Here is a 26,159-nt window from a genome sequence, read left to right as displayed (position 1 = left end):
TTCAATCAATCGATTGATTGAATAGAGCATCTCGTCAGGAATCCGGCACCTGTTGCTGCTCTTTCGGCCCAGCCTTCTCATGACATCTGGTGCGTAATCATCTAAGGCGGCCCTCTCCTGCCGCCCTCACCCGCCCGATGCTGTTCAACTCCTTCGCCTTCCTGCTCGGCTTCCTGCCGCTCGCGCTCGCCCTGCACTGGCTGGTCGAGCGCTTCGCGCCGGCGTGGCGGCTGCCGCTGCTGGCGGCGCTCTCCTTCGCCTTCTACGGCTGGTGGGACTGGCGCTTCGTGCCGCTGCTCGCCTTCTCGATCCTGCTCAACTGGCTGATCGCCGAAGCCTTCCTCAGGACCAAGCGCGGGATGCTGATCACGCTCGCCATCGCGATCAACCTCGCCATCCTGGCGCTGTTCAAATACTTCAACTTCTTCGCCGATCTCGCTGCGATGATTCCGGGATTGCCGACAGCGAAGCTCGAGCTCGCGCTGCCGCTTGGCATCTCCTTCTTCACCTTCCACCATGTGATGTACCTGACCGATCTGCGCCGGGGCGAAGCGCCGCGCTACGATCTCGTCCGCTACGCGCTCTACATCGCCTTCTTCCCGCAGGTGCTGGCCGGGCCGCTGGTGCGCTGGCGCGAGATCATGCACCAGCTCGAGGAGCGGCCCTATCTCAGGCCGGATGCCGCCGAGCGCATCGCCCGCGGCATCATGCTGGTGACGCTTGGCCTGGCAAAAAAGGTTCTGCTCGGCGACCCCCTGGCCGAATACGCCAATCCGGTCTTCGCTGCCGCCGCCGCTGGCGAGGCGCTGAGCATGGCGCAGGCCTGGCAGGGTACCCTCGCCTTCACCTTCCAGATCTATTTCGACTTTTCCGGCTACACCGACATGGCGCTCGGCCTCGCTTTGTTGTTCGGCATCGTGCTGCCGCAGAACTTCGACGTGCCCTATCGCGCTATCAGCCTGCAGGATTTCTGGCGGCGCTGGCACATGACCCTGTCGCGCTTCCTGCGCGACTATCTCTACATCCCGCTCGGCGGCTCGCGGCACGGCCTGCCGCTGCAGCTCTGGGCGCTGTTTGCCACCATGGCGCTCGGTGGCCTCTGGCATGGCGCCGGCCTCAACTTCGTTGCCTGGGGCGTGGCCCATGGCGTCGTGCTCGCCATCGGCGTGCTCTGGCGCCGCGCCGGGCTGCCGATGCCGAAGCTGCTCGGCTGGGCGCTGACCTTCCTCTTCGTCGCCTTCTGCTGGGTGCTGTTCCGCGCCACCTCCTTCGATGCGGCACTCGCGGTCTACAAGGCCATGCTCGGCTTCGGCCCCATCGGCACCGGCTTCAAATGGCGCGCCTTCCTGCCCGCGATCGCCGTCGCGATGATCGGCCCGACCGCCTGGGCGGCGGTGCACAAGGCGGCACCGGCACGCTGGCTCGCTGTCCTCACCGCCATCCTCTTCGTGCTGGTCCTGCTCAAGATCGGCGACGACGCCAATTATGAGTTCATCTACTTCCAGTTCTGACGCGCGCTGGGGTGGCTTCGGCCGTTAGCTCGCACGGCCCGCGCAGCGTCTGCTCGATCGAATGGCTCCAGATGTGCGCGTCCGTCATATTGGCGCGGCCGCCCAATTCGTCACTGCCCTGCCCGCCTTCGGCAGCGCCGGAGCCCAGGCCCACACGGCCTGCCACGATGCCCATGGCAGGCTCCGCGAGCTACCCAAAGACCGCGCTGATCAACTGGCGGATCGACCGGCCGGAGAATCGCGAGCCGGACAACTATTTCGACCATACCCACTACCGGCAGAGGAGCGCCGGGCCGCTCGGTGCCGACATCGCCGAGGCGATCATCGGATTGCGTTGATTTTCCAGCACTTTGCCAGCTTGTTCACGGCTGCGCGAAAGCGATTGTTCCTAATGTGACCAGTCGCTATAAGGGCGCCAAATCGGCGGCCTCGACACGGCAAAGCCGGCGGGGCCTTCGAGCGGACGTTCATGCAGAAGGCCTCTCATGTCGAAGCAGATCAGTCTCGAGCCTGACTACAAACCCTCCGACAAGGAGCCGTTCATGAATGAGCGGCAGCGCGAGTACTTTCGCGGCAAGCTGCTCGCCTGGAAGGAGGAGATTCTGAAGGAGGCCAAGGAGACCCTGGTCACCTTGCAGAGCGAGAGCGAGAATCACCCCGACATCGCCGACCGCGCCTCCTCGGAAACCGACCGCGCCATTGAGCTGCGCGCCCGCGATCGCCAGCGCAAGCTGATCTCCAAGATCGACAGCGCGCTCGCCCGCATCGAGGACGGCTCCTATGGCTATTGCGAGGAGACCGGCGAGCCGATCTCGCTCAAGCGCCTGGAAGCCCGCCCGATCGCGACGCTCTCACTCGAAGCCCAGGAGCGCCATGAGCGCAACGAGCGCGTCTTCCGCGACGATTGAGGCGCGGTAGACAACATCGTCCTTTCCAAGAAAAAGGCCCCGCAGTTTCGCTGCGGGGCTTTTTTTCATCGAAGGCCAAGACTATAGCCCGGCCACCACCAGGCGTGGCGGCCGGGCCGAGTCATCAGATCAGGCGACGTCGAAGCGGTCGAGGTTCATCACCTTGGTCCAGGCCGCGACGAAGTCCTTGACGAACTTCTCCTTGGCGTCGGCGCTGGCATAGACCTCGGCCAGAGCGCGCAGGATCGAGTTCGAGCCGAAGACGAGGTCGGTGCGGGTGCCGGTCCACTTGGCGGCGCCGGTCTTGCGATCCGTGCCCTCGAACACGTCCTTGGCCTCAGAGATCGCCTTCCACTGCGTTCCCATGTCGAGCAGGTTGACGAAGTAGTCGTTCGTCAGCGCACCCGGCCGGTCGGTCAGGATGCCGTGCTTGCTGCCATCGGCGTTGATGTCGATGGCGCGCAGACCACCGATCAGCACCGTCAGCTCGGGCGCGGTCAGCGTCAGCAATTGCGCCTTGTCGATCAGCGCGACCTCGCCCGCCACCTTGGCCCCGGCCTTCTGGTAGTTGCGGAAGCCGTCAGCAGCCGGCTCCATCACGTCGAAGGAGTGGGTGTCGGTCTGCTCCTGTCTGGCGTCGGTGCGGCCCGGGGTGAACGGCACGCTCACCTCATGGCCGGCGGCCTTGGCGGCCTGCTCGACACCGACATTGCCGGCCAGCACGATGAGATCGGCCAGCGAGATCTTCTGATCGCCATCGGCCTCCTTGTTGAACTGGCGGCGGATGCCGTCGAGGACCTCGATCACCCTGGCGAGCTGGGCCGGCTGGTTGACCTCCCAATCCTTCTGGGGGCTGAGGCGGATGCGCGCGCCATTGGCGCCACCGCGCTTGTCGCCGCCGCGGAAGGTCGAAGCCGAGGCCCAGGCGGTGCCGACCAGCTCGGAAACCGTGAGGCTGGAGGCCCTGATCTTCTCCTTGAGCGTCGCGATATCCGTCGCGTTGACCAGCGGATGGTCGGCCGCCGGCACGACATCCTGCCAGATCAGCTCTTCCTTCGGCACTTCCGGGCCGAGATAGCGCGAGCGCGGGCCGAGATCGCGATGGGTCAGCTTGAACCAGGCGCGGGCGAAGGCCTCGGCGAAGGCCTGCGGGTTCTCAAGGAAGCGGCGCGAGATCTTCTCATAGGCCGGGTCGAGGCGCAGCGACAGATCGGTCGTCAGCATCGTCGGCTTGATCTTCTTCGACGGATCATGCGCGTCGGGAATGACCGCCTCGGCGTCCTTGGCCTCCCACTGGATCGCGCCGCCGGGGCTGCGCGTCTGCACCCACTCATACTTGAACAGGTTCTCGAAGAAGAAATTGCTCCACTGCGCCGGCGTCTGCGTCCAGGTGACCTCGATGCCGCTGCCGACCGCGTCGGCGCCGTGGCCAGTACCGAAATTGCTGGCCCAGCCGAGGCCCTGCGCCTCGAGCTCGGCAGCCTCCGGATCCGGGCCCTTATGTGCCTCGGGCGCAGCGCCATGGGTCTTGCCGAAAGTATGGCCGCCACCGATCAGAGCGACGGTCTCTTCGTCGTTCATCGCCATGCGGGCGAAGGTCTCGCGGATGAAATGCGCCGCCGAGAGCGGATCGCCATTGGCGCCCGGCCCCTCCGGGTTGACGTAGATCAGGCCCATTTCGGTGGCGCTGAGCGGCGCATCGAACTTGTCCAGGGGGCGATGCGTCAGCCAGGCGGTCTCGGTGCCCCAGCTCACATCATGATCGGGCTCCCAGCTGTCTTCACGGCCGCCGGCAAAACCGAAGGTCCGGAATCCCATGGTTTCCAGCGCGACATTGCCGGTTAGGATCAGGAGGTCGGCCCAAGAGATCTGCTGGCCATACTTCTGCTTGATCGGCCAGAGCAGGCGGCGCGATTTGTCGATATTGACGTTGTCCGGCCAGCTGTTGAGCGGGGCGAAGCGCTGCTGGCCGCGGCCACCGCCGCCACGACCGTCGGCGAGGCGATAGGTGCCGGCAGCGTGCCAGGACATGCGGACGAATTGCGGGCCGTAATGGCCGAAATCGGCAGGCCACCAATCCTGCGAGTCGGTCATCAGCTTGCGCAGATCGTTCTTCAGCGCTTCGTAGTCGAGCTTCTTGAAGGCCTCGCGATAGCTGAAGGCCTGGCCGAGCGGATCGGACTTGGCCGAGTGCTGGTTCAGCAGGTCGACAGGCAGCTGGCTCGGCCACCAGTCGCGGTTCTGCCGGGTGCCGCCACCATGGGTGACGGGGCATTTGCCCGTGCTGTCCTCAGTCTTCGCGTTCATGTCATTCTCCAAGCTCAGCTGGCTTCCGGGTGGGTCTTAGCAAAAGGATTTCATTATTTTAATTCCGATTTTCTGATCGCGACGATAAGCTCAGATTATGACAAACCTGACCTTCAAGCAGCTTCGCTATCTGGAGGCGCTGGCACGGCATGGTCACTTCGGCCGCGCCGCGGAAGCCTGCGCCATCTCGCAGCCGGCGCTGTCCATGCAGATCAAGACGCTCGAGGAAGAGCTCGGCGCCGAATTGTTCGAGCGGGACAGGCGCCAGGTGCGCCTGACCAGCTTCGGCGAGGAGATCGCCCAGCGGGGCAAGGATATCCTGCGCGCGCTCGACGAGCTGGAGGGCTATGCGCGTGCCTCACGGAACGGGCTCGTTGCGAAACTACGCATCGGCGTGATCCCGACGGTCGCGCCCTATTTGCTGCCGAGCCTCATCGGCGATCTCACCCGCCTGCATGGCGGCCTCGACCTGCATGTACGCGAGACGCTGACGCCAAAGCTCGTCCAGGAACTGAACGAGGGAAGGCTCGACATGGCAATCGTCGCCTTGCCGGTGTCGGAACCATCGCTGACCGAAGTCGCCCTCTTCACCGAAAGCTTTGTCCTCGTTCGGCCGCGCGAGGACAAAGGAAAGCCCGCCCCCAATCGCGAGGCCCTGCGCGAGATGCGGCTGCTGCTGCTGGAAGAGGGCCACTGCTTTCGCGATCAGGCCCTCTCCTTCTGCAATACCAAGCCGCGCACTGTGCCGCCGCGCGACCTCCTGGACGCAAGTTCACTGTCGACACTGGTCCAGATGGTCGATGCGGGGCTAGGCGTCACCCTGATCCCGGAAATGGCGGTGGCGGTCGAAACGCGCTCGGCCTCGGTCTCGGTCGTGCGCTTCGGGCAGCCAGAGCCTTCGCGGACCATCGGCATGGTCTGGCGCAAGACCAGCCCGCTGGCGAGGCAACTGCTGGAAATCTCCGACATGGTCCGCCAATCGGCCGGCGTGCTGCGGCAGGCCCATGACGCTTCCTCGCCCGGTTCTCACCTCGAGACTTCAGGAGCTGTTGCAGCCTCGTGAAAGCAAAGCCCCGCGCGGGAGGGCGCGGGGCTTCTGGCCGCCAGCCTTGGATAGCCGGGGAGCGTGGCGGGCGGCCGGGAGAAAAGGCGGCTCGGGAGAGACCGCCGGCCCGGCGCGAAGGCATGGAACGTGGGGAGCGTTGCCGTCGCGCCGGAAACTCGGGAGGGGAATTATCTTTCAGGCATGTCCTGTCTCGGAAAACCGTTTTCCACTTTTCCGGGACATGCCTAGAACGGCAGCAGGATATCCATCACCTGCTGGCCGTAGCGCGGCTGCTGCACGTCGGTGATCTGGCCGCGGCCGCCATAGGCGATACGGGCCTGGGCGATCTTGGCCGACTCGATCGTGTTGTCGGATTCGATGTCCTCCGGCCGGATCACGCCGGCGACGATCAATTCCCGGACCTCAAAATTCACCCGGATCTCCTGCTTGCCCTCGATCACCAGATTGCCGTTCGGCAAGGTCTGGGTGACGGCGGCGGCGACATTGGTGGCGAGCTGCTCAGCCCGGCGCACCGAGCCCGTACCCTCGCTCGACGAATCCGAGTCGAGCTTCAGCAGCGAGCTGGGATCTGCCTTCTTGCTCCACTTGCTCTCGGAGCCGAAGAAGTTCTCGGCACCGAAATCCTCGCCATTCTTGCGGCTGCGCTTGGTGGTGTTGTCGAGCTGGGCCCGGTCGGTGACCTTGACCTTGACGGTGACGAGGTCGCCGACCTGGCGAGCGCGCTGATCCTTGAAGAAGGCGCGCGATCCCGTGCGCCAGAGCGAGTTCGGCGCGAAGGAGGCATGCTCGACCGGCGGCATCGGCATCTGCACGGGCTTGTAGCCCTTGGCGGCGGTCGGGTCCTCGATCGGCGAAAGGGCCGGCGCCTGGCCGACATTGGCGAGCCTGTCGGCGGCACCGCAAGCTCCTAGCATCAGGCTGAGGCCGAGGGTGGCGGGAATGGCGAGAGGGTTGGTCCGGGTCATGGCAATGGTCCGCAACTGGAGCAATGGGATCGTCATCAGCGGGCAGCGGCGATCTGGCCGCCGCTCTGCGGGCTGACGTTGACGCGCCCGGGACCGGTGACCGTTCCCTGCAGCACGCGCTTGGATTGTGGGTTGGTGATCGAGATCACGTCGCCGATCGCGCCGGCCTCGTTGGCGCGGCCGCGCATGCTGATCGCGACGCCGCGCGCCTCGTAGAAGATGGTGACGATATCGCCGCGCCCGACGATCTCCTCGCGCTGGACATCGCCGCTGCGCAGCACCGAGCCCGCCACCAGCATCCGCTTGGCGACCTTGCCGACTGCCGCTTTCGCCTCGCCGATCACGTCGTTGAACTGCGCATCGCGCGGCCGGCGCTCGATGGTGACATCGGTTGCCTTGAGCGTCTCGCCACGGGCGATCGTGCGTAGCGGCACCACGGCTTCCACCGTCTCGACCAGTTGGCCTGAGACGCGCACCGGCTTCAGCCGGGTCGCGGCGCTGCCGGGCATGGTCAGGCGGCCGGTGATGCGGCGGCTGCGCGCGTCGTAATTCAAATCGAGCGCGGCGAGGTCGCCGGTCAGCTCCGGTTCGACCACGACGGAGGGCGCACCGCCATCGAGCAGCAGCGCGAAGGCGCGCCCGTCGAAGCCGAAGCGTTCGAGCAGCGCCGACTTCACGGCGGCCTCGACATCGAGCCCGGTGATCCGGCGTGCTGCGCGGGTCACCACCACCTGGGCGACACCCTGGCTGTCGAGCTCCTGCGCGTCGCGCAGAAGACCGTGCTTCACCGCGGCCTCGACGATGCGGCTGACCTGAATCGTACCGGTCTCGCCGAGTGCCGGTGCCCGGAAAGCGGGTAGCGCCGCGTCCTGCGGCGACAGGCCGGCGATCAGGTCGCCAAAGCCGACGATGTCGCGCGAGAGCGTGAGATCGGTCTTCAGCTTGAGCTTGCTGGCTGCCGCCGCCACGGCCGCTGGCGCACGCTCGCCGGCCGGAGCCGCTGCCTGTGCAAATGCCGTGGCGGGAATCGCGGTCATGGTCGCGATCAGGAGAATGGAGCGGATCATCTGGCTCATCCTTCGTCAGCGCATGATCTGCGTGGTGGACTGCATCATCTGGTCGGCGGCCGAGATCACCTTGGAGTTCATCTCGTAGGCGCGCTGCGCCGCGATCAGCGAGGACAGCTCGGTCACCGCCTGGACGTTGCCTTCTTCCAGGTAGTTCTGCTGCAGCGTGCCGAAGCCCTCTTCGCCACCGAGGCCGTCGATCGCCGGGCCAGAGCCGGCCGTCTCGAGGAACAGGTTGTCGCCGATCGATTCGAGGCCGACCTTGTTGATGAAGCGGGTGAGCTGGACCTGGCCAAGCTGCTGCGGCGCAGTCTGTCCGGGCAAAGTGACCTCCACCGTGCCCTGCGCGTTGATGGAAACGCCGGTCGCGTTGTTCGGGACGGTGATGCCCGGCTGGACGACATAGCCGTCGCGCGTCACCAGCCGGCCCTGGCTATCGAGGTCGAAGGAGCCGTCGCGCGAATAGGCAGTGCGGCCATCCGGCATCTGGATGCGGAAGAAGCCCTCGCCGCGGATCGCGAGGTCGTACTGCTTCTCCGTCGGCGTCAGGTTGCCCTGGCTCATCACCCGCCCGGTCGAGGCGGTCTTGACGCCCGAGCCAACGAAGGTGCCGGCCGGAACCTGCGTGTTCTGGTCCGAGGTCTGCGTACCGGCGCGGCGGAAGTGCTCGTAGAGCAGGTCCTGGAAATGGACGCGCTGGCGCTTGTAGCCGGTGGTGCGGACGTTCGCGATGTTGTTCGAGATGACCTGGACGTTGAGTTCCTGGGCCATCATGCCGGTGGCGGCAGTGTAAAGCGCGCGCATGGATTGCTCCCTTTCCGCGTCAGGCTTGCTGATCGGCCAGGCGGGTGATCGCCTTGGCACGCAGTTCGTCGGTCTTGGCCATCATCGCCGACAGGGTCTGATAGGCGCGCTGGACCTCGACCAGCCGCGTCATCTCGACCACGGCCTTGACATTCGAGCGCTCGATCGCCCCGGTCTCGAGCCGCGCCTGCGGCCCTGCGGGCTGCGCTGCGGTGGTCGAGGAGAACAGGTTGCTGCCATCGCTGGCGAGCGCAGCGGGGTTGTCGAAGCGCACGATCCGGAGCTTGCCGCGCTGGCCCTGGTCGGACGTGACCGTGCCATCCGTGGCGATCCGCGGATTGCTCTCGGTCGAACCGAAGACGATCGGGCCGCCATCGCCCATGACCGGCTGACCGGCCTGGGTCACGAGCTGGCCGCGGCCGTTGATATCGAGTGAGCCGGCGCGAGTGTAGCGCTCGCCCTGGGGGGTCTGGACGACGAGATAGTTGTCGCCCTGAACCGCGACATCGAGCGGGTTGCCGGTGCGCTCGATCGCTCCCAGCGAGAGATCGATCGGCGTGCCCTTGTCGATGACATAGGAGAGCCGACGATCCTGCGTCTGGAAGGTGTCGGCGCGCGCCGTCGGCGAGACGTATTCGGCAAAGCGCGCCGAGCGCGCCTTGAAGCCGTTCGTGCCGACATTGGCGACATTGTTGGCGATGACGTCGAGCTCGCGCGCCAGAGCCATCTGGCGCGACAGGCTGACGAGAAGCGCGTTTTCCACGGCTCCTGCTCCCGATCTGTCCCATGGCCGCCCCGACGCTCCCCAGCGCGGTGGCCACGACAATCAGGTGGCAAGCGACGTGCCAACATGGTTAATTCTGATAAGTATTTGATATAAATGGAGATACCAATACTGAAAGCCTTTAACCGCGCTGGTACGAACCCGCCCTCGCGGCAGAAATGACCCGGCAAAAATTGCCCTCCTTAACGGGCCGTTAACCGTAATTGGTCAAGGTCGGAGCCAGAGAGACGGGCCAGCGGCGGCGCCCGTTCCGGGCAGGCAAGCCGAGATGGCGAAGAAGACAAGCAAGGACGACGAGACCGCCGAGGACGGCGCCGGAGCGGCGCCGAAGTCCGGCAAGAAGAAGCTCGTCATGATCGGCGGCGCCCTGGGGCTCGTCGCCGTGCTCGGTGGCGGCTGGTTCTTCTTCCTGAAGAAGAAGCCCGTCGAGGAGGTCAGTGCCGAGGCGGCTGCCGCAGCGGCCAAGAAGCAGATCACCTTCGTCGAGATGAAGGACATGATGATCGGCATCTCTGCCGGGCCGCAGCAGGACCGCCAGCCGATCGTCAAGATCAAGGTCGCGCTCGAGATCGCCGACCCCAAGACCGCGGACCAGGTCAAGCCGCTGCTGCCGCGGGTCGAGGACGCCTTCCAGGTCTTCATGCGCGAGCTGCGTCCTTCCGACCTCGACGGCTCGGCCGGGATGTACCGGCTGAAGGAAGAGCTGCTGCGCCGGGTGAACGTTACCGTCTACCCGGCCAAGGTCGACGCCGTCCTCTTCAAGGAACTGCTGCTGCAGTAGCGGCAGCCCCATTCGCCCGAGCAGACCCACATGGCCAGCAGCGACCTCGAAGCCCAGGACAAGGACAAGCTGCCGCTGACGCCGGAAGGCATGGCGGCGGAGTGGGCTGCCATGCCCGACATCGTCGACGAGGACGGTGGCGAAACGGAAGCCAATATCGATCGCCTGATGAATCAGGACGAGATCGATACGATGCTCGGCTTCTCCATCGGTGACGACGGCAAGGGCGGCCGCAACGGCATCCAGGCCATCGTCGACTCGGGCTCGGTCACCTATGAACGCCTGCCGATGCTCGAAATCATTTTCGAGCGTCTGGTCCGCCTCCTCTCCACCAGCCTGCGCAACCTGTTCAGCGACAATGTCGAGGTGACGCTGGAAGGCATCCGCTCGGTGCGCTTCGGCGACTACATGAACTCGATCTCGCTGCCGGCGATGCTCGCGGTGTTCAAGGCCGAGGAATGGGACAATTTCGGCCTCGTCACCATCGAGTCCGCCCTCACCTATTCGGTGCTCGACACCATGCTCGGCGGCAAGCGCGGCCAGTCGGCAGCGCGCGTCGACGGGCGCCCCTTCACTTCGATCGAGATGAGCCTGCTGCGCCGCGTCATCGGCGTCGTGCTCGGCGATGCCGAGGCCGCCTTCAAGCCGCTCTCCCCGGTGAATTTCAAGATCGACCGGATCGAATCCAATCCGCGCTTCGTCTCGATCTCTCGGCCGGCCAACGCCGCCATCCGCGTCGAGCTGCGCTTCGACATGGAGGGCCGCGGCGGCTCGCTCCATCTGCTCCTGCCCTACGCCACCATCGAGCCGATCCGTGAACTGCTCCTCGAAAGCTTCATGGGCGAGAAGCTCGGACGCGACCCGATCTGGGAGAACCACCTCGCGACCGAGGTCTGGCAGGCTGACGTCGCCGTGAAGTGCGTGCTGCACGAATGCACCATGCCGCTGAAGCGCGTGATGAAGCTCGAGATCGGCGACACGCTGATGTTCGATGCCCGCCCTGACTCCGTCGCCTCGCTGCGCTGCGGCGAGTTCATCGTCAGCGAGGGCCGGATCGGGCGCGTCGACGATAAGATCGCCGTCCAGGTCGTCACCCCGTTGCGGCGCTCGAAGACGACCATGGCCGCCTTCGACACCAGCCATCTCAATACGGCGTCCTGACCAGGGAGTTTCTGCCCCATGACCATCACCCTGATCGCCGATGCGCTGGTGGGCTGCCTGCTGGTCGCCACCATCATCACCTGCTTCGTGCTCTCCAAGCGCATCGAAAGGCTGAAGGCCGATGAGAGCGCCATGCGCCAGACCATCGGCGCCCTCATCTCGGCGACCGATACCGCCGAGCGCGCCATCGCCGGCCTCAAGCTGACGCTCGGCGACTGCGACCGCACGCTCGGTGAACGCCTGCGCACCGCCGAGCGTTACGCCGCCGACCTCGCCCAGCAGATCGAGGCCGGCCAGGGTGTGATGGAGCGCATCGGCCAGATCGTCAGCGCCGCCAGCATGGTCGCCCCCAAGCCCGAGCCCACGCCCGAGAAGCCGGCGCTCTCGCGCATGGCGAGCGCCGCCGACGCCGCCGCCGCGATCCGCGCCCGCGCCGCCCGCAGGCTGGAGGGCCAGGCTGCGTGATCCAGTCGCCCCGCCTCATCCCGGCCGTCATCCTCGGCGCCATGGGGCTCCTGGCGCTGAAGCTGCTTGCCTGGTCGGCGGAGCCCAGCCCGGGCAAGATACCTGCCAGCGCCCAGGCCTTCGCCACACCGGCAACGGAGAAGAAAGAGGTCTGGGGACTGGCCAAGATCATCGCCAAAGCCCATCAGCCCGACGTCTTCATGGATCCCGAGACCACCGGCACGATCGATCCGCCGGCGCCGAAGCTCCCCCCCGAGGAGCAGGCGAAGCGCGACGCCAACCCGAACAACAAGGCCGGCTTGATGAACGGCACAGCCCAGCCGGTTTCGCCGGCGGAGAAGGCGCTGCTCGAACGGCTCGGCCAGCGCCGCGAGGAGATCGAGGCGCGCATGCGCGAGCTCGACATGCGCGAGAAGCTGCTCGATTCGGCTGAAAAGAAGCTCGGCGGCCGCGTCGATGATCTCAAGGCACTGGAAGAAAAGGCCGAAGGCCCGCGCAAGCAGGAGACCGAGGCGAATCAGGCTGTCAAGAATCTGGTGATCATGTACGAGACGATGAAGCCGAAGGACGCCGCCCGCGTCTTCGACCGGCTGGCGCTCGACATCCTCGTCCCCGTCGTTCAGCAGATGAGCCCGCGCAAGATGTCGGACGTGCTCGCCGCCATGTCGCCGGAGGCGGCCGAACGGCTCACCGTCGCGCTCTCGGTGCGCGGACGTCCCGTGGTCGCCGTCGATCGCACACCGGCCGCCATGCCGGCGGGCACCGAGTTGCAGGCGATCGAGCCCGCTCCGCGACGCTGACCACCTGCCGGTTTGGCTTTGCCCGGACAGGCCGCGCTGCGATCAGGCCACGGCTTCGACCATCACTGCTGAACCGAGATCCCGCTCTCCTTGATGATCGTCGCATAGGTCGAAACGTAGCGGTCGATCACTGTCTCGAATTCCGCGCCCGGCCTGGCCAGCACCGTGAAGCTCAGGCCCTGGAGGCGCTCGCGCACATCCGGGCGCGTCAGGGCCGTGAGCCAGGCGCGCTCCAACGCTTCGCGAGCCGGCACCGGCGTGTCGCGGCGCACCATGATGCCGAACCAGCTATCCGAGAGAAGGTCCGGCTGGCCGAGTTCAGCGAAGGTCGGGACCTTGGGCAGCTCCCGCACGCGCTTGTCGGCGGTGACCGCAAGCGCGAGGAGCTTGCCCTCGTCGATCGCCTGGACGACGTCCGGGAGATTGCTCAGCGCAAAATCGATCCGGCCGGCGAACAGATCGACGAAGAGCTGCGCGGTGCCATTATACGGCGCATGGACGGCCTTGCCGCCGATCAGGCGCAGGAAGTGCTCGGAGCCGAGATGCGGCGAGGTCCCGATCCCCGGGCTCCCATAGGTCATCGCGCCGCCACTCTCGCGCAGGCGCTTCACAAAGCCCACCCAGTCGGTCTTCAGCGACGGCGCGACCACGAGGACATGCGGCACCACCGTCGCCTGCACCACCGGGGCGAAGGCGCGCTGCCAATCCGCGGTCCGCGCCCGCAGCGTGATGTTCGCCGCGAAGCTGTTGGCGATCATCAGCATGGTGTGCCCGTCGGCCGGGGACTTCAGCGTCTCGGCACCGGCGATCACGGTGGCCGCGCCGGCGATGTTCTCGACGACGACGGTCTGGCCGAGCGTGTCCTTGAGGCTCTCCTGGGCCAGCCGCGCGACCGGGTCCATCGACGTCCCAGCCGTGAACGGGAGGATCAGCCGCAGCGGCCTCGTCGGGCGCCACTCGGATTGCGCACTTGCCAGGTCCGCTCTCGCAAGGGCTGAGGCGGTCAATCCCGCCAGGAGCAACGCGCGTCGATCAAGCAACATCGGGGCTCTCCAAGCATGACATCGTCAAAGCTGTGGCCGGCTGTAATGCGTTCCCGTTCCGGCAACACATGCAGCCAGACCGCGCCTAGTCAGGGCTGATCGATCACGAGCTCTCGCGACAGGCCCCTCACATCCATCTCGTAGTCGAGGACAGCCACCGGAGGCCGCGAGAAGTGCCAGGTCAGGCCGCGGCCGAGGCTGGTGATCGGTAGGAGGACGTCCGCCAGGAGCGGATGGATGTCGCGAACCGTGTAGATGTTCGCGACCGTGGCATCCTGCCAGCCATAGCCGAGCCCCGCGAGGCGGTGCTCCATCTCGCCCATGACCCATTCGGCCTTGGCGCGGACGCCGCTTGGGGAGGCATCGCCTGGTCGGATCGTTCCCTGCGCGTAGCTCGCGCCGCCTTCCGGCGCCTCGCCGCTGCCGGCCACCACGAAGCTCGTCCGCGCCGAAGCGTCGGGAACGGTATAGCTGAAGGCATGGAGCGACACGGTGTCCGGCTTGCCGAGTTCGGGGCAGATATTCGTCCGGGCAACCGGGTTCACCTTGCCTTGGAGGACGCCCCATTGGTCGAGGCGGGAGGCGTAGAGCCGGTTGAAGGCATCGAATCCGCCTTCCGAGAAGGGCTCGGGCGAGCGCAATTCGCAGGCACAGAACGCGGTCAGCGGCCTGCCCAGCTCTTTCAGATGCGCCTCGACGATCGCAAGACCGCGATCCAGCGCGACCGGGCTCATCAATTGCGCACGCTCGATCCGGAAGCCCGGCTGCGCCGCGACGCCGCCGGAATACTGGTAGACGGCCGGGATGAACCTGTAGCTGCCGTCCTGGCTCGGTTGGGTCGAATACATCGGATCGGCTCCCCGCACTGTTCCGATCATTTCTAGAGGCAGCGGAGATCGACCAGCCAGACTGTAATCGCGGAGAGATCGTTGCCGATCCGGCAACAGTTTCTTACTGTTCGGCCAACAGGTTCGCTCCCGCCGCGAGGCTCCGGCATGTCGCTCACCCGCTACCGGTATTTCGCACTCGTCGCCGACCATGGCTCCGTCCGCGAGGCGGCGGATGCGTTGCGCGTCGCCCCGTCGGCGATCAGCCGTCAGATCGCCAGCCTCGAGGAGGAATACGGCACGGCGCTGTTCGAGCGCCGGGCGCGTGGCATGAGGCTGACCACGGCGGGATCGGCGGTTCTCGAAACGGCACGCACCATCCTCGACAGCGTCCAGACGGCGCGTTCCGCCATAGAAGAGCTTCAGGGGATGAAGCGCGGCCACGTCCGCGTCTGGGCGGTCGAAGGTGCGCTCGACGATTTTCTCTACCCTGCCCTTGCGGAGTTCTCGACCGCGCATCCGTCGGTGAGCTTCGAGGTCATGGTCGCGAGTTCCGACCAGCTCATGCAACGCCTGCTCGACGACGAAGCCGACATGGTGGCCGCGTTCAACCCGATCCTGCACCGCAGCGTCCTGTCGCTTGCCGAGATCGCCGACCCGCTGGTCGTCGCCGCGCATCCCGACCACGTCTTCGCGCAGCGCCAGCCGACGACCATCGCCGAAATCGGCGAGACGCGTCTGGCGCTCCCCGACCGGACTTTCGGCCTGCGGCGCCTGGTCGATGACGTCGCGGCGGCGACCGGCGTAGCGCTCAAGCCGGCCTTGGTCACGAACTCGATCGAATCGCTGCGCTCCTTCGCGCGGGCCGGCATGGGCATCAGCATCCTGACGCGGTGCGCGACCCGGCGGGATGTTTCCGAGGGTCGCCTGGTCGCGGTTCCGATACGCGGGCGCAATCTGCGCAAAGCCTGCGTCAAGATCTGCGTGAGGAACGGCCGGACCCTGTCCCCTGCGGCGCGGGCGCTGGCGCGGCACCTCGCCCGCAGCGCGAGGAAATACGCGGCCGGGCACACGTAATTCCCGCGGTTACCCAACTTCGAGCAATGGCCGGCATCGCATTGGCTACTTGATAGTCCTAGATGCGGACCCTGCTGGAGGCGACAAGAAGCCTTAGGTCGCTCATGCTACCGTCGTGAGGTTGTGGACACGTCCCGCGCGCAGCTTGCGGCCGAGGTAACGTAGCGGCAGAGTCACGCCGTGGAAGCCCAGCAAGAAATTGACTAGTACCCTCGTGCTCGTGCTTGCGATTGTGGCCGCCGGCTACCTTTGGAGTGCTGCAGCGCCCCACTAGAGTGCCGTCTGGGGATAGGCATGCAGACTGATAACGGCTTCGCCATCGCATTCTTCGTGGTGGTCATCGGCGGTACCATTGCGATCGGAATCGCGAACGACATCACGGCGCCGCTCTGCGAGGCAGCCAAGATCAAATCTATGGCGCCCGACAAAATCGAATTCGGCTGCTTCGAATTCTGGCTTAATCGATACCAATCTCTAATAGGGAGTGTCCTGGCCTCCGCTGTGGCCGGCACAACGCTGCTCTGGATCGTTCGCCAGTTCGCGGTGTCCCATAGGCAAACTGCTATCGCCGGCGCCACTGCTCTTCGTCTCCGGACGCAAGAGTTGGAGGAGAAGCGGACTCTGATCGTTCAGTTGCTTCGTATCCTGCCTCGCCTCATGGCGCGGCTGGAGGAAATTGAAGTTCCGATACCTATGGTGGCCCTTGAGCACATAAAGAACCGGCTGAGCGGGGCATGGGACGATCTCGCAGAATCCATTCGTAAGCTGGAGACCTTCGAACTGTCCGGCGCAGATTCTCTTGCGGCCGCGCCCCGAAGGCAGGCCTTGATGTTCCTGCTGAGCTTGCAGAACACTGTATCTTTGACCCTGATGAGAATAGACGCGATCCAACGTCACGGTGGCTTGGAAGCGTCGCCGCACCGAGACAATCTCCTCCGACATTGGGCCAACAACCGACGTCGCGCGATGGAGGCTGAGACCGCTCTTCGCCAGATGGATGGCGGGTTGAAAGCTGAAATATTTGCGACTCGGAAGCAGATCCAAAACTTTGAAAAGATTGCGATTGGAGCTTAAAAGCGAGCTAACACTCATCTCGACGCACGCCACCAGTTGGCAAACTGATCTGGCTGAGGGAACTGCGAGATCATGCGACCTCCAGCTCTTCGACCTTGAGCGCGACGGACCAGCCCTTTTGACCGACGGCGAGCTCGACATGGATGCGTTGCGAAGGGTCGATCCCTTAACCCACCGTTATCCTTGACGGGCTAGCCTCCGCGCAGGTTGGAGCGGCCTGTCGCCGCTCCGCCATCGCGTCGGGTTGAGTAGCGGTCGTGCGTATCCTGCGGTCCCTGAGCTTCGGCATTGGCCTGGCGGCGCTGAGCCTCGCTGCCGGCTTCGTCGCGCCGGTGGCGGCGGCCAACGCGACCCTGCGCGGCGAGGCCATGCGTGCCGGCTTTGGCCGCCTCGCCTTCAGCTTCGACGAGCCGGTGACCACGCGGGTCCGGGTCTCGAACGGCGTCGTCGTCATCGGCTTCAGCCAGCCGGTGCAGCTCGACCCGAGCCGGCTCGCCGCTGAGCTGCCCAACTACATCTCGATCGTTCGGATCGATCCTGATGGCCGCGGCCTGCGTCTTGCTCTTGCCCGCCCCTATCGCGCCAATCTGCTCGAAGCGGGCGACAGGGCCTTCATCGACCTGCTGCCGGAGAACTGGACCGGCCAGCTGCCGGGCCTGCCGCCCGAGATTCTCGCCGAACTCACCCAGCGCCTGCGCCTCGCCGAAGCACGCGCACGGGAGATCGCCCGCGCTCCGGCGATCCCGCCGAAGCCGCTCGGCTTCCGCAGCGCCCGCCTGCCGACGCTCGATCGCCTGATGTTCTCGACGCCGCCGGAGACCATGCTCACGCCCGTCTCGGGCGACGGCAAGCTGACGCTGAATTTCGACCAGGCGCTGTCGGTGACGCCATCGCAGATCCGCAGCCTCCTGCCGGCCGACTTCACGCTCGAGCAGGCGACGATCGGGGATGACCGGACGCAGCTCGTCTTCACCGTGCCGAAGGATCGCCAGCTTCGCAGCTTCCGCGACGAGGCCGGCTGGACCGTCGATCTGCCGCATCCTGGCGCTGCCATCCCGCTGTCGCTGGCCGATCTGCAGGCCGCCCCGTCAAGCGGAGCCAAGCCGGCGGAGAGCAAGGCGCCAGAGCAAAAGCCAGCCGCGGCACCGCCGTCCCCTGCCCCGACAGCCGAGACGCCGCAAGCCCAGCCCAAGCCAGTGGCTACGGTCGCTGCTGACGCACCGCCCCGGGATGTCGAGATCGGCTCCGCCGCCGATGGCGATGGCGGCCGCATCGATTTCCGCTTCTCGCGGCCGACAGGCGCTGCCGCCTTCGCCGAGCCGGGACGGGTTACTCTGGTCTTCGACACGCGCGACACGCTCGACCCGGACAGGCTCAAAGGCGTGCTCCCAGCGCTGGTTCAGGACGTCACCGTCACCCGCGAGACCAAGGTCACCATCATCAGGCTGAAGACGCGCCGCCAGCAGATCGTGCGGCTCTCCGATGACGGCCCGCAATGGTCCCTGACCTTCGGCGACAAGGCCGGCAAGCCGGCCGGTGCGCTTAGCCCGCGCCGCGGCGCCGACGAGCGCGGCCAGACCATCGTCAACGTGCCGGTGCCAGGCCTGACCGGCGTGCACTGGCTCGAGAACAGCGAAGGCGGCCCGGCGCTCGCGGTCGCGACCGCGATGGGCCCGACGCGGGCTGTGTCGAAGCCGTATCGTTTCGTCGAGTTCGGGCTGCCGCAAAGCGCCCATGGCGTCGTCGTCAGCGCCGTCGCCGACGATCTTGCGGTGCGCGCCGACACCAACGAGGTGCGGATCGGCCGCCGCAACGGCCTGATCGTCAGCCTCGATGCCGAAAAGCCAAGCGAGGCAGATAAGAAGAGCGCTGGGGCGGTCACGCAGCCATTGCTCGAGACCGAGGCCTGGTCAGCGCTGCACACAGCCGACATCCGCGACCGCGCGGCAGCCTTGCTGCGCGAAGTCACCGGCGCCTCACGTGGGCGCAAATCCGAAACCCGGCTGGCGCTGGCCCGTTTCCTCGCCGCCAACGGCATGATGTCGGAAGCCGCCGGGCCGCTGAATGCGCTCCTGGCCGACGATGCCGCGATGCGCGGTAATCGCGATGCGATCTTCCTGCGCGGCGTGATCGCCTCCCGCATGCACCGCAGCGCCGAGGCGCTGAAGGCTTTCGAGGCCGCTCCAATCCGCGACGAAGCCGAGACCGGGCTCTGGCGTGCCCTCTCGGAGCAGCGGCTCGGCCGCAACGGTCAGGCCCTCGCCGGCTTCCGTCGAGCCGAAGACATCCTCGACCGCTACCCCGCCGATCTCCAGGCCGAGTTCCGCCCGGCGATGGCACGGGCAGCCCTCGCCTCCGGCGAGGCGACAGTGGCGGAAAAGCAGATCGGACGCCTCGCCGACATACCCGAGGAGCTGATGAACCCAGAGGAGCTGGCGCTGCTGCGTGCCAAGCTCGACGATGTCAGCGGCCGGCCGGAGGCCGCGCTCAACGGCTATCGCCCGCTCTTCGAGGCGAAAACCCGGCCGGTCGCTGCCGAGGCGCAGTTGCGCGCCGTCAAGCTTGCCCGTGCCGAGAAGCGCGCCGACCTGCCGGTCGACGAGGCCATCGCCCGGCTGGAGACCGTCTCGGCGATCTGGCGTGGCGGCGAGGTCGAGATCGAGGCGCTGGCCGAGCTCGGCCGCCTCTACGCCGAGCAGCAGCGCTGGCGCGACGCCTTCCAGACGGCGCGGCGCGCCAACGAGGTCTTCCCGGAGCATCCGGCGACGCGGCTCCTGCATGACGAGACCGCCCAGCGCTTCGAAGCGCTGTTCAGCGACCCCGATCTCGAAAAGCTGCCGCGGCTCGATGCTCTCGCGCTGTTCTACGACTTCAAGGAGTTCCTGCCGATCGGCCGGCGCGGCGACGAGATCACCCGCCTGCTCGCCGACCGGTTGGTCGAGCTCGACCTGCTCGACCAGGCCAGCGACATCCTGCAATACCAGATGGATCGGCGCCTGACTGGCGCGGCGCGCTCCACTGTGGCGACGCGCCTCGCCATGATCCGATTGATGAACGGCAAGCCGGCGGAAGCCCTGCAGGCGATCGTCTCGACCCGGCTCGCCGAGCTGCCGGCCGACGTCAAGCGCGCCCGCCTGCTGCTCGAGGCCAAGGCGCTGTCAGACCTGTCGCGCACCGATCAGGCGCTCGACCTGATGGAGGGCGAAAGCGGCCCCGAAGTCGATCGGCTCAATGCCGACATCCTGTGGAGCGGGCGGCGCTGGCGCGAGGCCGGCGAGGCGCTCGAACGCATCCTCGGCGAGAGCTGGCGCGGCCAGGCGCCCCTCAGCGACGGCGAGCGCGGCGACGTGATGCGCGCCGCCATCGGCTATGTCATGTCGGACGAGGCGCTCTCGCTCGACCGCCTGCGCACCAAGTTCGCCGGCAAGATGGCGCAGGGTGCCGATGCGCGCCTGTTCGGCTTCGTCACCGGCGCGAGCCGGGCCAACGCCGCTGATATCCGCGAGGCCGCGCGTTCGGCCTCCGGCTCCGACACCATGACCGACTTCCTCAAGGAATACCGCAAGCGCTACCCGGCCTATTCCAGCTCCGTGCGCGAGAGACGGAAGGCGGGCGAAGCCGACGCGGCCAATGCCGGACCCAAGCCCGGCCAGGGCTAAGCTGTCGCCTTAGCTGCCGTAACTCTTGACCAGAGAGCCGGCGACCAGCCCCCAGCCGTCGACCAGCACGAAGAAGATCAGCTTGAACGGCAGCGCCACCGTCACTGGCGGCAGCATCATCATGCCGACCGACATCAGGATCGAGGCGACCACCAGGTCGATGATCAGAAACGGCACGAACAAGAGGAAGCCGATCTCGAAAGCGCGCCTGAGCTCCGAGATCATGAAGGCCGGCACCAGCACCTGAATCTGCACCTGATCGGGACGCTCGGGCGGGGGCTCGCGCGACATCTCCATGAACAGCGCCAGATCCTTCTCGCGCACATGCTTCAGCATGAACTCGCGGAACGGCACGATACCACGCTCGAACGCCTCCTGCGGCTGCATCTGCCCGGCAATCAAAGGCGCGCCGGCGACGCGGTAGGCCTCCTTCAGGGTCGGCGCCATCACGAAGCCGGTCAGGAACAGCGACAGCCCGATGATCACCGCGTTGGGCGGCGCGGTCTGGGTGCCGATCGCCGAGCGCAGCAGGGACAGCACCACCGCGATGCGGGTGAAGGAGGTCACCATGATCAGGATCGACGGCGCCAGCGACAGCACCGTGATCGCGGCGATCACCTGCAGCGCCCGTTCGGTGACGCCGCCCTGGCCGAGATCGAGCGAGAGCGTCTGGGCCTGGGCGACGCTTCCGAGCGCGCCCAGCACGACGGCAAGCACCGCCAGCCAGCGCAATCTCCGTGCCGTAGGTATCCGCCTGCCCATCATCCGTCCCTGCCCGAATCAAGGCGCGGGCTCGCAGGAACGCTAGAGCAAGGCTCGGGGGCGGGCGAAGGGGGTTTCACTCGCTATCCCCTGCCGCCTTGGCGGCAGGCAGTCTCGTGCCCCCTCACCCCAGGGAGGCTGCTCAGCCTTTCGGCTTGGGATCGCGTCCGAGCAGGCGGGCGAACTCCGCCTCGATCGCATCGACCGAGAACGGGTCGTCCTCAGGCGGCTTGGCGGCCGGCTTCGAATCCGACGGCTTGGCCGCGGCTTCCGGCTTGGTTTCAGCCGGCTTGACGTCAGCAGCGGGCTTGACGTCAGCGGGCTTCGCTTCCGCAGGCTTCGTCTCGGCCGACTTGGTCTCGTTCGGCTTGCCTTCGGCCTTGGCCGTTGCCTCAGGCGCGTCGGCCTTGGCGGAATCCAGCTCGTCATCGAGCATGTCGTCGAAGACGGGCGCGAACTTGGCAGGCTTGGGCTGATCGGCAACCGGAGCCGGCGGCGTCTGCTCCTTTGCCGGTGCGGGCTTTTTCTCTTCGGCCTTGGCTGGCTCGGCGGCCGGAGGCTTGGGCGGGGCGAAGACCGGCGGGGCGACCAGCGGTGTCTCTGCTGCAGCGGGGCGGGCCGATGCCGGCTTCAACCCCAGCGCCATTTCGAGTTCGGCTTCCATATCCAGCGCCGGTCGGGCGGGCGCTGGCGTCGGAGCCGGCGGCTTGGCAGCAGCGATCGGCGGAGCCGGTGGCACGGGAGGCGCCGACGGCGGAGCGGCAGGCGTCGGCACCGGCGCTTCCGGCTCCGTGCGCGGCCCGGCCGAGCCGGGACGCACGGCAGAGAACGGCCGCTTCAAGGCCTCTTCGAGCTGACGCGCCATGTCGCCGAGCTCGCTGGCGCTGGCAGCCGGAGCCGGATCGCGGGTCAGGGCGGCGCTGATGCCGGCAGCCCCCGCGGCGACCGCGGGCGGAACCGGAGCTGGCACAGGGCGCGGCGGCTGAGGCTGGGCGATCGGACGTGCGAGAGGCGCCGGAGCGACTGGCGGTTGCGGACGCGGCGGCGGAACGGGATCGACCGGAACGGCTGCGGCCGGCACCGGCGAAGGCGGCAGCGGGCGCGGTTCCTCGGCGATCTGCGGACGCGATTCGGCCTCGAAGGCCAGCGGCCGCTCGGCCAGGCCTTCGGTAGGCGCCGGCACCGCCACGCGTCCGCCACTGCGGACAATATTGGTCTCGACCACGACGTCGGAAGCGCCGCCGATCATCACGAGGTGCTCGACATTATCGCGCCGCACCAGGATCAGCTGGCGCTGCCGGTCGAGATCGTAGACATCGACCACGCCGAGGCGCGGCTGGCGGGCACGTCCACCACCCTGACCCTTGAACTTCAGCCGCCCACCGCTCATCCGCCGCAGGAAGAAGCCGAGCAGCGCGACCAGGAGCAGCACTACTGCGAAGGCGATGATCCAACGCAGGCCGGAGGAAAGTTCGAAGCCAAACAAAGTCTGCAAGGTCTGCCTCATGAAGCGACGCGACAGCCGCCGACCGCTCTTTGTAAAGGCGATCAGACGGATAGACGGAGTTGGCTATACCATAAGCGCCGCCAGTTCGAGAAACATGGTTAGCAGATGGTTAACATGAACCTGCAAATCGGGCTGGGTTAACCGCGCGTTAACCATGCACTCGGCAATAATTTCCCACTTCGGCAAGAGCCGACTGGGGATTGGCAGCATGGCGAACAATGGCCTTGGCCTGATGGGAGCTCTGAAGACGCGCATGCAGTGGCATCAGGCGCGCCAGAAGCTGCTCGCCGAGAACGTCTCCAATGCCGACACACCCCGCTTCAAGCCGCACGATTTGCGCGCCCCCTCCCAGGCCGGCGGTGGCACGACTCTGTTGCAGACCTCGCCGATGCATCTCGGCCTCTCCGGCCAGCAAGGCGGCTTCGACCCGCGCGATCCCAAGCGCTTCGAGACGACGCCCAGCGCCAACAGCGTCAATCTCGAGGACGAGATGATGAAGGTCGCGCAGAACCAGTCCGACTACCAGCTCGCGGCCTCGCTCTACAGCAAGAGCCTCGGGCTGATGAAGATCGCGATCGGCAAAGGTCGCTAAGGAGCTACGTCATGGATCTGCTCAAGAGCCTCGCCGTCGCCGCATCCGGCCTGAAGGGCCAGGCCGGCCGCATGCGCGTCATCGCCGAGAACCTCGCCAACGCCGATTCCTCGCCCGAGCGCGCCGGCGTCGACCCCTATCGCCGCAAGATCGTGAGCTTCCAGGGCAGGCTCGACCGCGAGCTCGACGCCCAGGTCGTCGACCTCGGCCGGGTCAACCGCGACCGCAGCGACTTCAAGACGAAATACGACCCCGGCCATCCCGCCGCCGACGCCAACGGCCAGGTCAAGATGCCCAACGTCAATTCGCTGATCGAGACGATGGATATGCGCGAGGCCCAGCGCAGCTACGAGGCCAATCTCAACGTCATCTCGTCCACGCGCCGGATGATCCAGCGCACCATCGACATCCTGCGCGCCTGACGCGACCGGCTGAAGCGGAGCTGCTTTCATGACCACATCGAGTTTCGCCGCCGGCGCCTACGCCTCGATGCAGGGCATGGGCACGAGCGCCCTGCTGAAGAAGCCGGCCTCGGTCGGCGGTCTCGACGGCGCCGGCCTGCCGGACTTCTCGTCCCTCGTCGGCAAGGCGCTGGAATCGACGGCGCAGAGCGCTCGTCAGGCCGATATTCAGACCGGCAATGTCGCCGCTGGCCGCTCCAATGTCGTCGACGTAGTCACCGCGGTCGCCGAAAGCGAAGCGGCAATCGAGACGCTGGTGGCGGTGCGCGACCGCGTCATCGCCGCCTACGAGGAAATCATGCGGATGCCGGTCTGACGACCGCCCTCCCATCCAACGCCGACCGGATCCGAGCCCATGACCTCCGCAGCCATCCTAGACGTCGCCCGCGACGGCATCGTCGTCTTCCTCAAGGCCGGCGCGCCGCTGATGCTGATCGCGCTCGTCGTCGGCCTCGTCGTCTCGCTGTTCCAGGCGCTGACGCAGATCCAGGAGCAGACCCTGGTCTATGTCCCGAAGATCATCGCGGTATTCGCCGCTATGCTGCTGTTTTTGCCGTTCATGGGCGACGCCCTGGCGGGTTATATGGGCAGGGTCGCCGTCCGAATCGCCACGGGCGAATGAGCCTCGCGCCTGCCAGCGCCTCCTTACCATGGAGTCCGGCCGGCGCGCCTCACTGGCGCGGGAGCCGGGTCCGCCCGATGCAGATCGCCATCCTGCCCGAGATCAGCGCGCTGTTCGTGCTGATCTTCGCGCGCGTCGGCACCCTGGTGATGCTGATGCCGGGCATCGGCGAACGCTTCATCCTGTCGCGCGGCCGGCTCTCCCTCGCCTTCTTCGTCACTCTCGTCATCCTGCCGATGGCTCGCAGCACGATCACCATGCCGCAGGACCCGGCCGGGCTCGGCGGCCTGCTGATCAGCGAGATCATGGTCGGGCTCGTCATCGGCGCGACGGTGCGCCTTTTGATGGGTGCACTGCAGACCGCCGGCTTCATCATCGCCCAGACGCTCGGCCTCGGCTTTGCCGTCACCGTCGACCCGACCGGCGGCCTGCAGAACCCCTCGCTCGCCAACTTCCTCTCGATGCTCGGCATCACGCTGATCCTGGCGGCCGACCTGCATCACCTTGCACTTGCCGCCATCCATGAGAGCTACCGGCTGCTGCCGCCCGGTGGCTTTCCCGAGATCGGTGACGTCATGACGCTTGCGGTCAAGGCGATGGCGCAGGGCTTTTCGCTCGCCGTGCAAATCTCGGCGCCCTTCATCGTCTTCGGGCTGCTGTTCAATCTCGGTCTTGGCGTGCTCGCGCGCCTGATGCCGCAGATGCAGGTCTTCTTCCTCGCCGTACCCGCTTCCATCCTCGGCGGCATGCTGGTGTTCCTCGCCACGGTCGGCGTGATGATGGGCGTCTTCCTCGACGATCTCGGTACCTTTCTGCGCCAGTTCATCGGTCTGTGAGGAGGCGCAGGCATGGCCGGTGACGTCGAAAACGAAGACCGCACAGAAGAACCGACCCAGCGAAAGCTCGACGAAGCCATCGAGAAGGGCGATGTCGCACGGTCGCAGGAGATCGGCACCTTCTTCGTGCTTTGCGGCTTCACCCTCGCACTCCTCGTCGCCGCGGGCTCGGCCGCCCGCGACGCCGCACTCTCGCTGCGCTCCTTCCTGATGAACGCCCATCAGGTCTCGGACGACCCGGCCGCCCTCTTCCATGTCACCAGCAAGGGCGTGATGACCGGCTTCGCTGCCCTCGCCCTGCCGCTCGGCTTCATCCTCATCGCCGCGCTCGCCGGCGCGCTGATCCAGCACAAGCCGCTCTGGACCACCGAGCCGATGATGCCGAAATTCGATCGCATCTCGCCCATGGCGGGCTTCAAGCGCGTCTTCGGCAAGGATGCCTGGGTCAATTTCGCCAAGGGCCTAGCCAAGATCCTGGTGGTCGGCGTCGGCGTCTGGATCGTGCTCTGGGGCGAACGCGACCGCCTGCAGGGCTTCGCGCAGATGGACGTGCACGCCTTGCTGCCGGCAGTGCTCGCGTTGACGATCAAGCTGATGGCCGGCGTGCTCGCGATCTTCGCGGTCATCGCCATCGGCGATTTCGGCTACCAGCGCTTCACCTGGTACCAGCGCCAGCGCATGACCAAGCAGGAACTCAAGGACGAGTACAAGAACACCGAGGGCAATCCCGAGGTAAAGGCCAAGCTGCGGCAATTGCGCGCCCAAAAGGCCCGCTCGCGCATGATGGCGCAGGTGCCGAAGGCGACGGTGATCATCACCAACCCGACCCACTATGCGATCGCCTTGCTATACGATCAGGATCAGGGCGCACCGGTCTGCCTCGCCAAGGGCGTCGATGCCATCGCGCTGAAGATCCGCGAGGTCGCCGGCGAGCACAGCATCCCGATCGTCGAGAACCCGCCTCTGGCCCGCGCGCTCTACGCCACCGTCGAGATCGATGACGAAATTCCTGTCGAACACTATCAGGCAGTGGCGGAAGTCATCGGATACGTCTTGCGCCTGAAGCGTCGGCGCGCCTAA

The 26,159-nt window shown here is 66.4% G+C and carries 27 protein-coding genes; 17 read left to right on the top strand and 10 right to left on the bottom strand.

The genetic code is table 11. The features are described from left to right. The first annotated feature begins 137 nt into the window (after positions 1 to 137). Positions 138 to 1,511 carry an MBOAT family O-acyltransferase gene (locus BLM15_RS02620; RefSeq protein ID WP_126116026.1) on the top strand — a complete coding sequence of 458 codons (1,374 nt, stop codon included), beginning with the start codon at positions 138 to 140 and terminating at the stop codon, positions 1,509 to 1,511. On the opposite strand, the gene BLM15_RS02615 is transcribed toward BLM15_RS02620, so the two are convergent. Next, entirely contained in the window at positions 1,492 to 1,686 is a 195-nt protein-coding gene (locus BLM15_RS02615; RefSeq protein ID WP_126110108.1) for a hypothetical protein, read from the bottom strand. The genes BLM15_RS02620 and BLM15_RS02615 overlap by 20 nt on opposite strands. Here BLM15_RS02615 and BLM15_RS31245 point away from each other — a divergent pair. After that, complete coding sequence (locus tag BLM15_RS31245) at positions 1,685 to 1,849, top strand: hypothetical protein (RefSeq protein WP_164547373.1); 165 nt, start codon at positions 1,685 to 1,687, stop codon at positions 1,847 to 1,849. The genes BLM15_RS02615 and BLM15_RS31245 overlap by 2 nt on opposite strands. Before the next feature lie 147 nt (positions 1,850 to 1,996). Next, positions 1,997 to 2,419 carry an RNA polymerase-binding protein DksA gene (dksA, locus tag BLM15_RS02610; RefSeq protein ID WP_126110106.1) on the top strand — a complete coding sequence of 141 codons (423 nt, stop codon included), beginning with the start codon at positions 1,997 to 1,999 and terminating at the stop codon, positions 2,417 to 2,419. Between the two features lie 129 nt (positions 2,420 to 2,548). On the opposite strand, the gene katG is transcribed toward dksA, so the two are convergent. Beyond that, entirely contained in the window at positions 2,549 to 4,726 is a 2,178-nt protein-coding gene (gene katG / locus BLM15_RS02605) for a catalase/peroxidase HPI (protein WP_126110104.1), read from the bottom strand. 97 nt (positions 4,727 to 4,823) lie between these two features. On the opposite strand from katG, the gene BLM15_RS02600 reads away from it, so the two are divergent. Further along, entirely contained in the window at positions 4,824 to 5,789 is a 966-nt protein-coding gene (locus BLM15_RS02600) for a hydrogen peroxide-inducible genes activator (protein ID WP_126110102.1), read from the top strand. A gap of 227 nt (positions 5,790 to 6,016) precedes the next feature. On the opposite strand, the gene flgH is transcribed toward BLM15_RS02600, so the two are convergent. From flgH to flgF, 4 genes are read right to left on the bottom strand one after another with little or no spacing between them, the layout of a single operon-like run. After that, positions 6,017 to 6,781, bottom strand: a complete 765-nt coding sequence (flgH, locus tag BLM15_RS02595; RefSeq protein WP_442859450.1) for a flagellar basal body L-ring protein FlgH — start codon at positions 6,779 to 6,781, stop codon at positions 6,017 to 6,019. Between the two features lie 11 nt (positions 6,782 to 6,792). After that, on the bottom strand, positions 6,793 to 7,824 hold the full coding sequence (gene flgA, locus BLM15_RS02590; RefSeq protein WP_164547372.1) for a flagellar basal body P-ring formation chaperone FlgA: 1,032 nt from the start codon (positions 7,822 to 7,824) through the stop codon (positions 6,793 to 6,795). Between the two features lie 15 nt (positions 7,825 to 7,839). After that, a complete protein-coding gene (gene flgG / locus BLM15_RS02585; RefSeq protein WP_126110096.1) occupies positions 7,840 to 8,628 on the bottom strand; it encodes a flagellar basal-body rod protein FlgG in 789 nt (262 codons plus the stop codon). Between the two features lie 19 nt (positions 8,629 to 8,647). After that, positions 8,648 to 9,391 carry a flagellar basal-body rod protein FlgF gene (gene flgF / locus BLM15_RS02580; protein WP_126110094.1) on the bottom strand — a complete coding sequence of 248 codons (744 nt, stop codon included), beginning with the start codon at positions 9,389 to 9,391 and terminating at the stop codon, positions 8,648 to 8,650. 289 nt (positions 9,392 to 9,680) lie between these two features. Between flgF and fliL the strand changes: the two genes are divergently transcribed. The 4 genes from fliL to BLM15_RS02560 are packed head-to-tail and all read left to right on the top strand — an operon-like array spanning position 9,681 to position 12,619. After that, positions 9,681 to 10,193 (top strand): flagellar basal body-associated protein FliL, encoded by a 513-nt coding sequence (fliL, locus tag BLM15_RS02575; protein ID WP_126110092.1) that lies wholly within the window; start codon positions 9,681 to 9,683, stop codon positions 10,191 to 10,193. A 30-nt stretch (positions 10,194 to 10,223) separates the two neighbouring features. Then, entirely contained in the window at positions 10,224 to 11,354 is a 1,131-nt protein-coding gene (gene fliM / locus BLM15_RS02570; RefSeq protein WP_126110089.1) for a flagellar motor switch protein FliM, read from the top strand. An 18-nt stretch (positions 11,355 to 11,372) separates the two neighbouring features. Further along, a complete protein-coding gene (locus BLM15_RS02565) occupies positions 11,373 to 11,819 on the top strand; it encodes a DUF6468 domain-containing protein (protein ID WP_126110087.1) in 447 nt (148 codons plus the stop codon). Next, on the top strand, positions 11,816 to 12,619 hold the full coding sequence (locus tag BLM15_RS02560) for a MotE family protein (protein ID WP_236846499.1): 804 nt from the start codon (positions 11,816 to 11,818) through the stop codon (positions 12,617 to 12,619). Before BLM15_RS02565 ends, BLM15_RS02560 begins: the two co-directional genes overlap by 4 nt. 62 nt (positions 12,620 to 12,681) lie before the next feature. Here the strand turns inward: BLM15_RS02560 and BLM15_RS02555 are convergent, their stop codons facing one another. Beyond that, a complete protein-coding gene (locus BLM15_RS02555; RefSeq protein WP_164547371.1) occupies positions 12,682 to 13,521 on the bottom strand; it encodes a Bug family tripartite tricarboxylate transporter substrate binding protein in 840 nt (279 codons plus the stop codon). A gap of 230 nt (positions 13,522 to 13,751) precedes the next feature. Next, positions 13,752 to 14,510 carry a 2-amino-5-chloromuconate deaminase CnbZ gene (gene cnbZ, locus BLM15_RS02550; protein WP_126110083.1) on the bottom strand — a complete coding sequence of 253 codons (759 nt, stop codon included), beginning with the start codon at positions 14,508 to 14,510 and terminating at the stop codon, positions 13,752 to 13,754. A gap of 147 nt (positions 14,511 to 14,657) precedes the next feature. On the opposite strand from cnbZ, the gene BLM15_RS02545 reads away from it, so the two are divergent. The 3 genes from BLM15_RS02545 (at position 14,658) to BLM15_RS02535 (ending at position 20,299) form a co-directional block, all read left to right on the top strand. Continuing rightward, positions 14,658 to 15,566, top strand: coding sequence for a LysR family transcriptional regulator (locus BLM15_RS02545; RefSeq protein ID WP_126110081.1), 909 nt, complete (start codon positions 14,658 to 14,660; stop codon positions 15,564 to 15,566). Positions 15,567 to 15,860: 294 nt separating this feature from the next. Beyond that, entirely contained in the window at positions 15,861 to 16,640 is a 780-nt protein-coding gene (locus BLM15_RS02540; RefSeq protein ID WP_126110079.1) for a hypothetical protein, read from the top strand. A gap of 257 nt (positions 16,641 to 16,897) precedes the next feature. Then, on the top strand, positions 16,898 to 20,299 hold the full coding sequence (locus BLM15_RS02535; RefSeq protein WP_126110077.1) for a tetratricopeptide repeat protein: 3,402 nt from the start codon (positions 16,898 to 16,900) through the stop codon (positions 20,297 to 20,299). Between the two features lie 9 nt (positions 20,300 to 20,308). Here the strand turns inward: BLM15_RS02535 and fliP are convergent, their stop codons facing one another. After that, a complete protein-coding gene (gene fliP / locus BLM15_RS02530) occupies positions 20,309 to 21,064 on the bottom strand; it encodes a flagellar type III secretion system pore protein FliP (protein WP_206438594.1) in 756 nt (251 codons plus the stop codon). Between the two features lie 139 nt (positions 21,065 to 21,203). Beyond that, positions 21,204 to 22,556: a flagellar biosynthetic protein FliO gene (locus BLM15_RS32175; protein WP_164547370.1), complete on the bottom strand. Its 1,353-nt coding sequence runs from the start codon at positions 22,554 to 22,556 to the stop codon at positions 21,204 to 21,206. Positions 22,557 to 22,776: 220 nt separating this feature from the next. Between BLM15_RS32175 and flgB the strand changes: the two genes are divergently transcribed. The 6 genes from flgB to flhB all read left to right on the top strand — a co-directional run bounded on the left by flgB (position 22,777) and on the right by flhB (position 26,159). Further along, positions 22,777 to 23,160, top strand: coding sequence for a flagellar basal body rod protein FlgB (gene flgB, locus BLM15_RS02520; protein ID WP_126110073.1), 384 nt, complete (start codon positions 22,777 to 22,779; stop codon positions 23,158 to 23,160). 11 nt (positions 23,161 to 23,171) lie between these two features. Next, positions 23,172 to 23,582, top strand: a complete 411-nt coding sequence (flgC, locus tag BLM15_RS02515) for a flagellar basal body rod protein FlgC (protein ID WP_126110071.1) — start codon at positions 23,172 to 23,174, stop codon at positions 23,580 to 23,582. 28 nt (positions 23,583 to 23,610) lie between these two features. Then, entirely contained in the window at positions 23,611 to 23,937 is a 327-nt protein-coding gene (gene fliE, locus BLM15_RS02510; protein ID WP_126110069.1) for a flagellar hook-basal body complex protein FliE, read from the top strand. A gap of 39 nt (positions 23,938 to 23,976) precedes the next feature. Next, positions 23,977 to 24,243 carry a flagellar biosynthesis protein FliQ gene (gene fliQ, locus BLM15_RS02505; RefSeq protein WP_126110067.1) on the top strand — a complete coding sequence of 89 codons (267 nt, stop codon included), beginning with the start codon at positions 23,977 to 23,979 and terminating at the stop codon, positions 24,241 to 24,243. A 77-nt stretch (positions 24,244 to 24,320) separates the two neighbouring features. Next, a complete protein-coding gene (fliR, locus tag BLM15_RS02500) occupies positions 24,321 to 25,079 on the top strand; it encodes a flagellar biosynthetic protein FliR (RefSeq protein WP_126110065.1) in 759 nt (252 codons plus the stop codon). A gap of 12 nt (positions 25,080 to 25,091) precedes the next feature. Then, complete coding sequence (gene flhB, locus BLM15_RS02495) at positions 25,092 to 26,159, top strand: flagellar biosynthesis protein FlhB (protein WP_126110064.1); 1,068 nt, start codon at positions 25,092 to 25,094, stop codon at positions 26,157 to 26,159.

Source organism: Bosea sp. Tri-49 (genome assembly GCF_003952665.1).
In the GTDB taxonomy this organism is placed as follows: domain Bacteria; phylum Pseudomonadota; class Alphaproteobacteria; order Rhizobiales; family Beijerinckiaceae; genus Allobosea.
The sequence above is the reverse complement of the archived record's forward strand: the minus strand, read 5'-3'. Positions and strand labels throughout refer to the sequence as shown.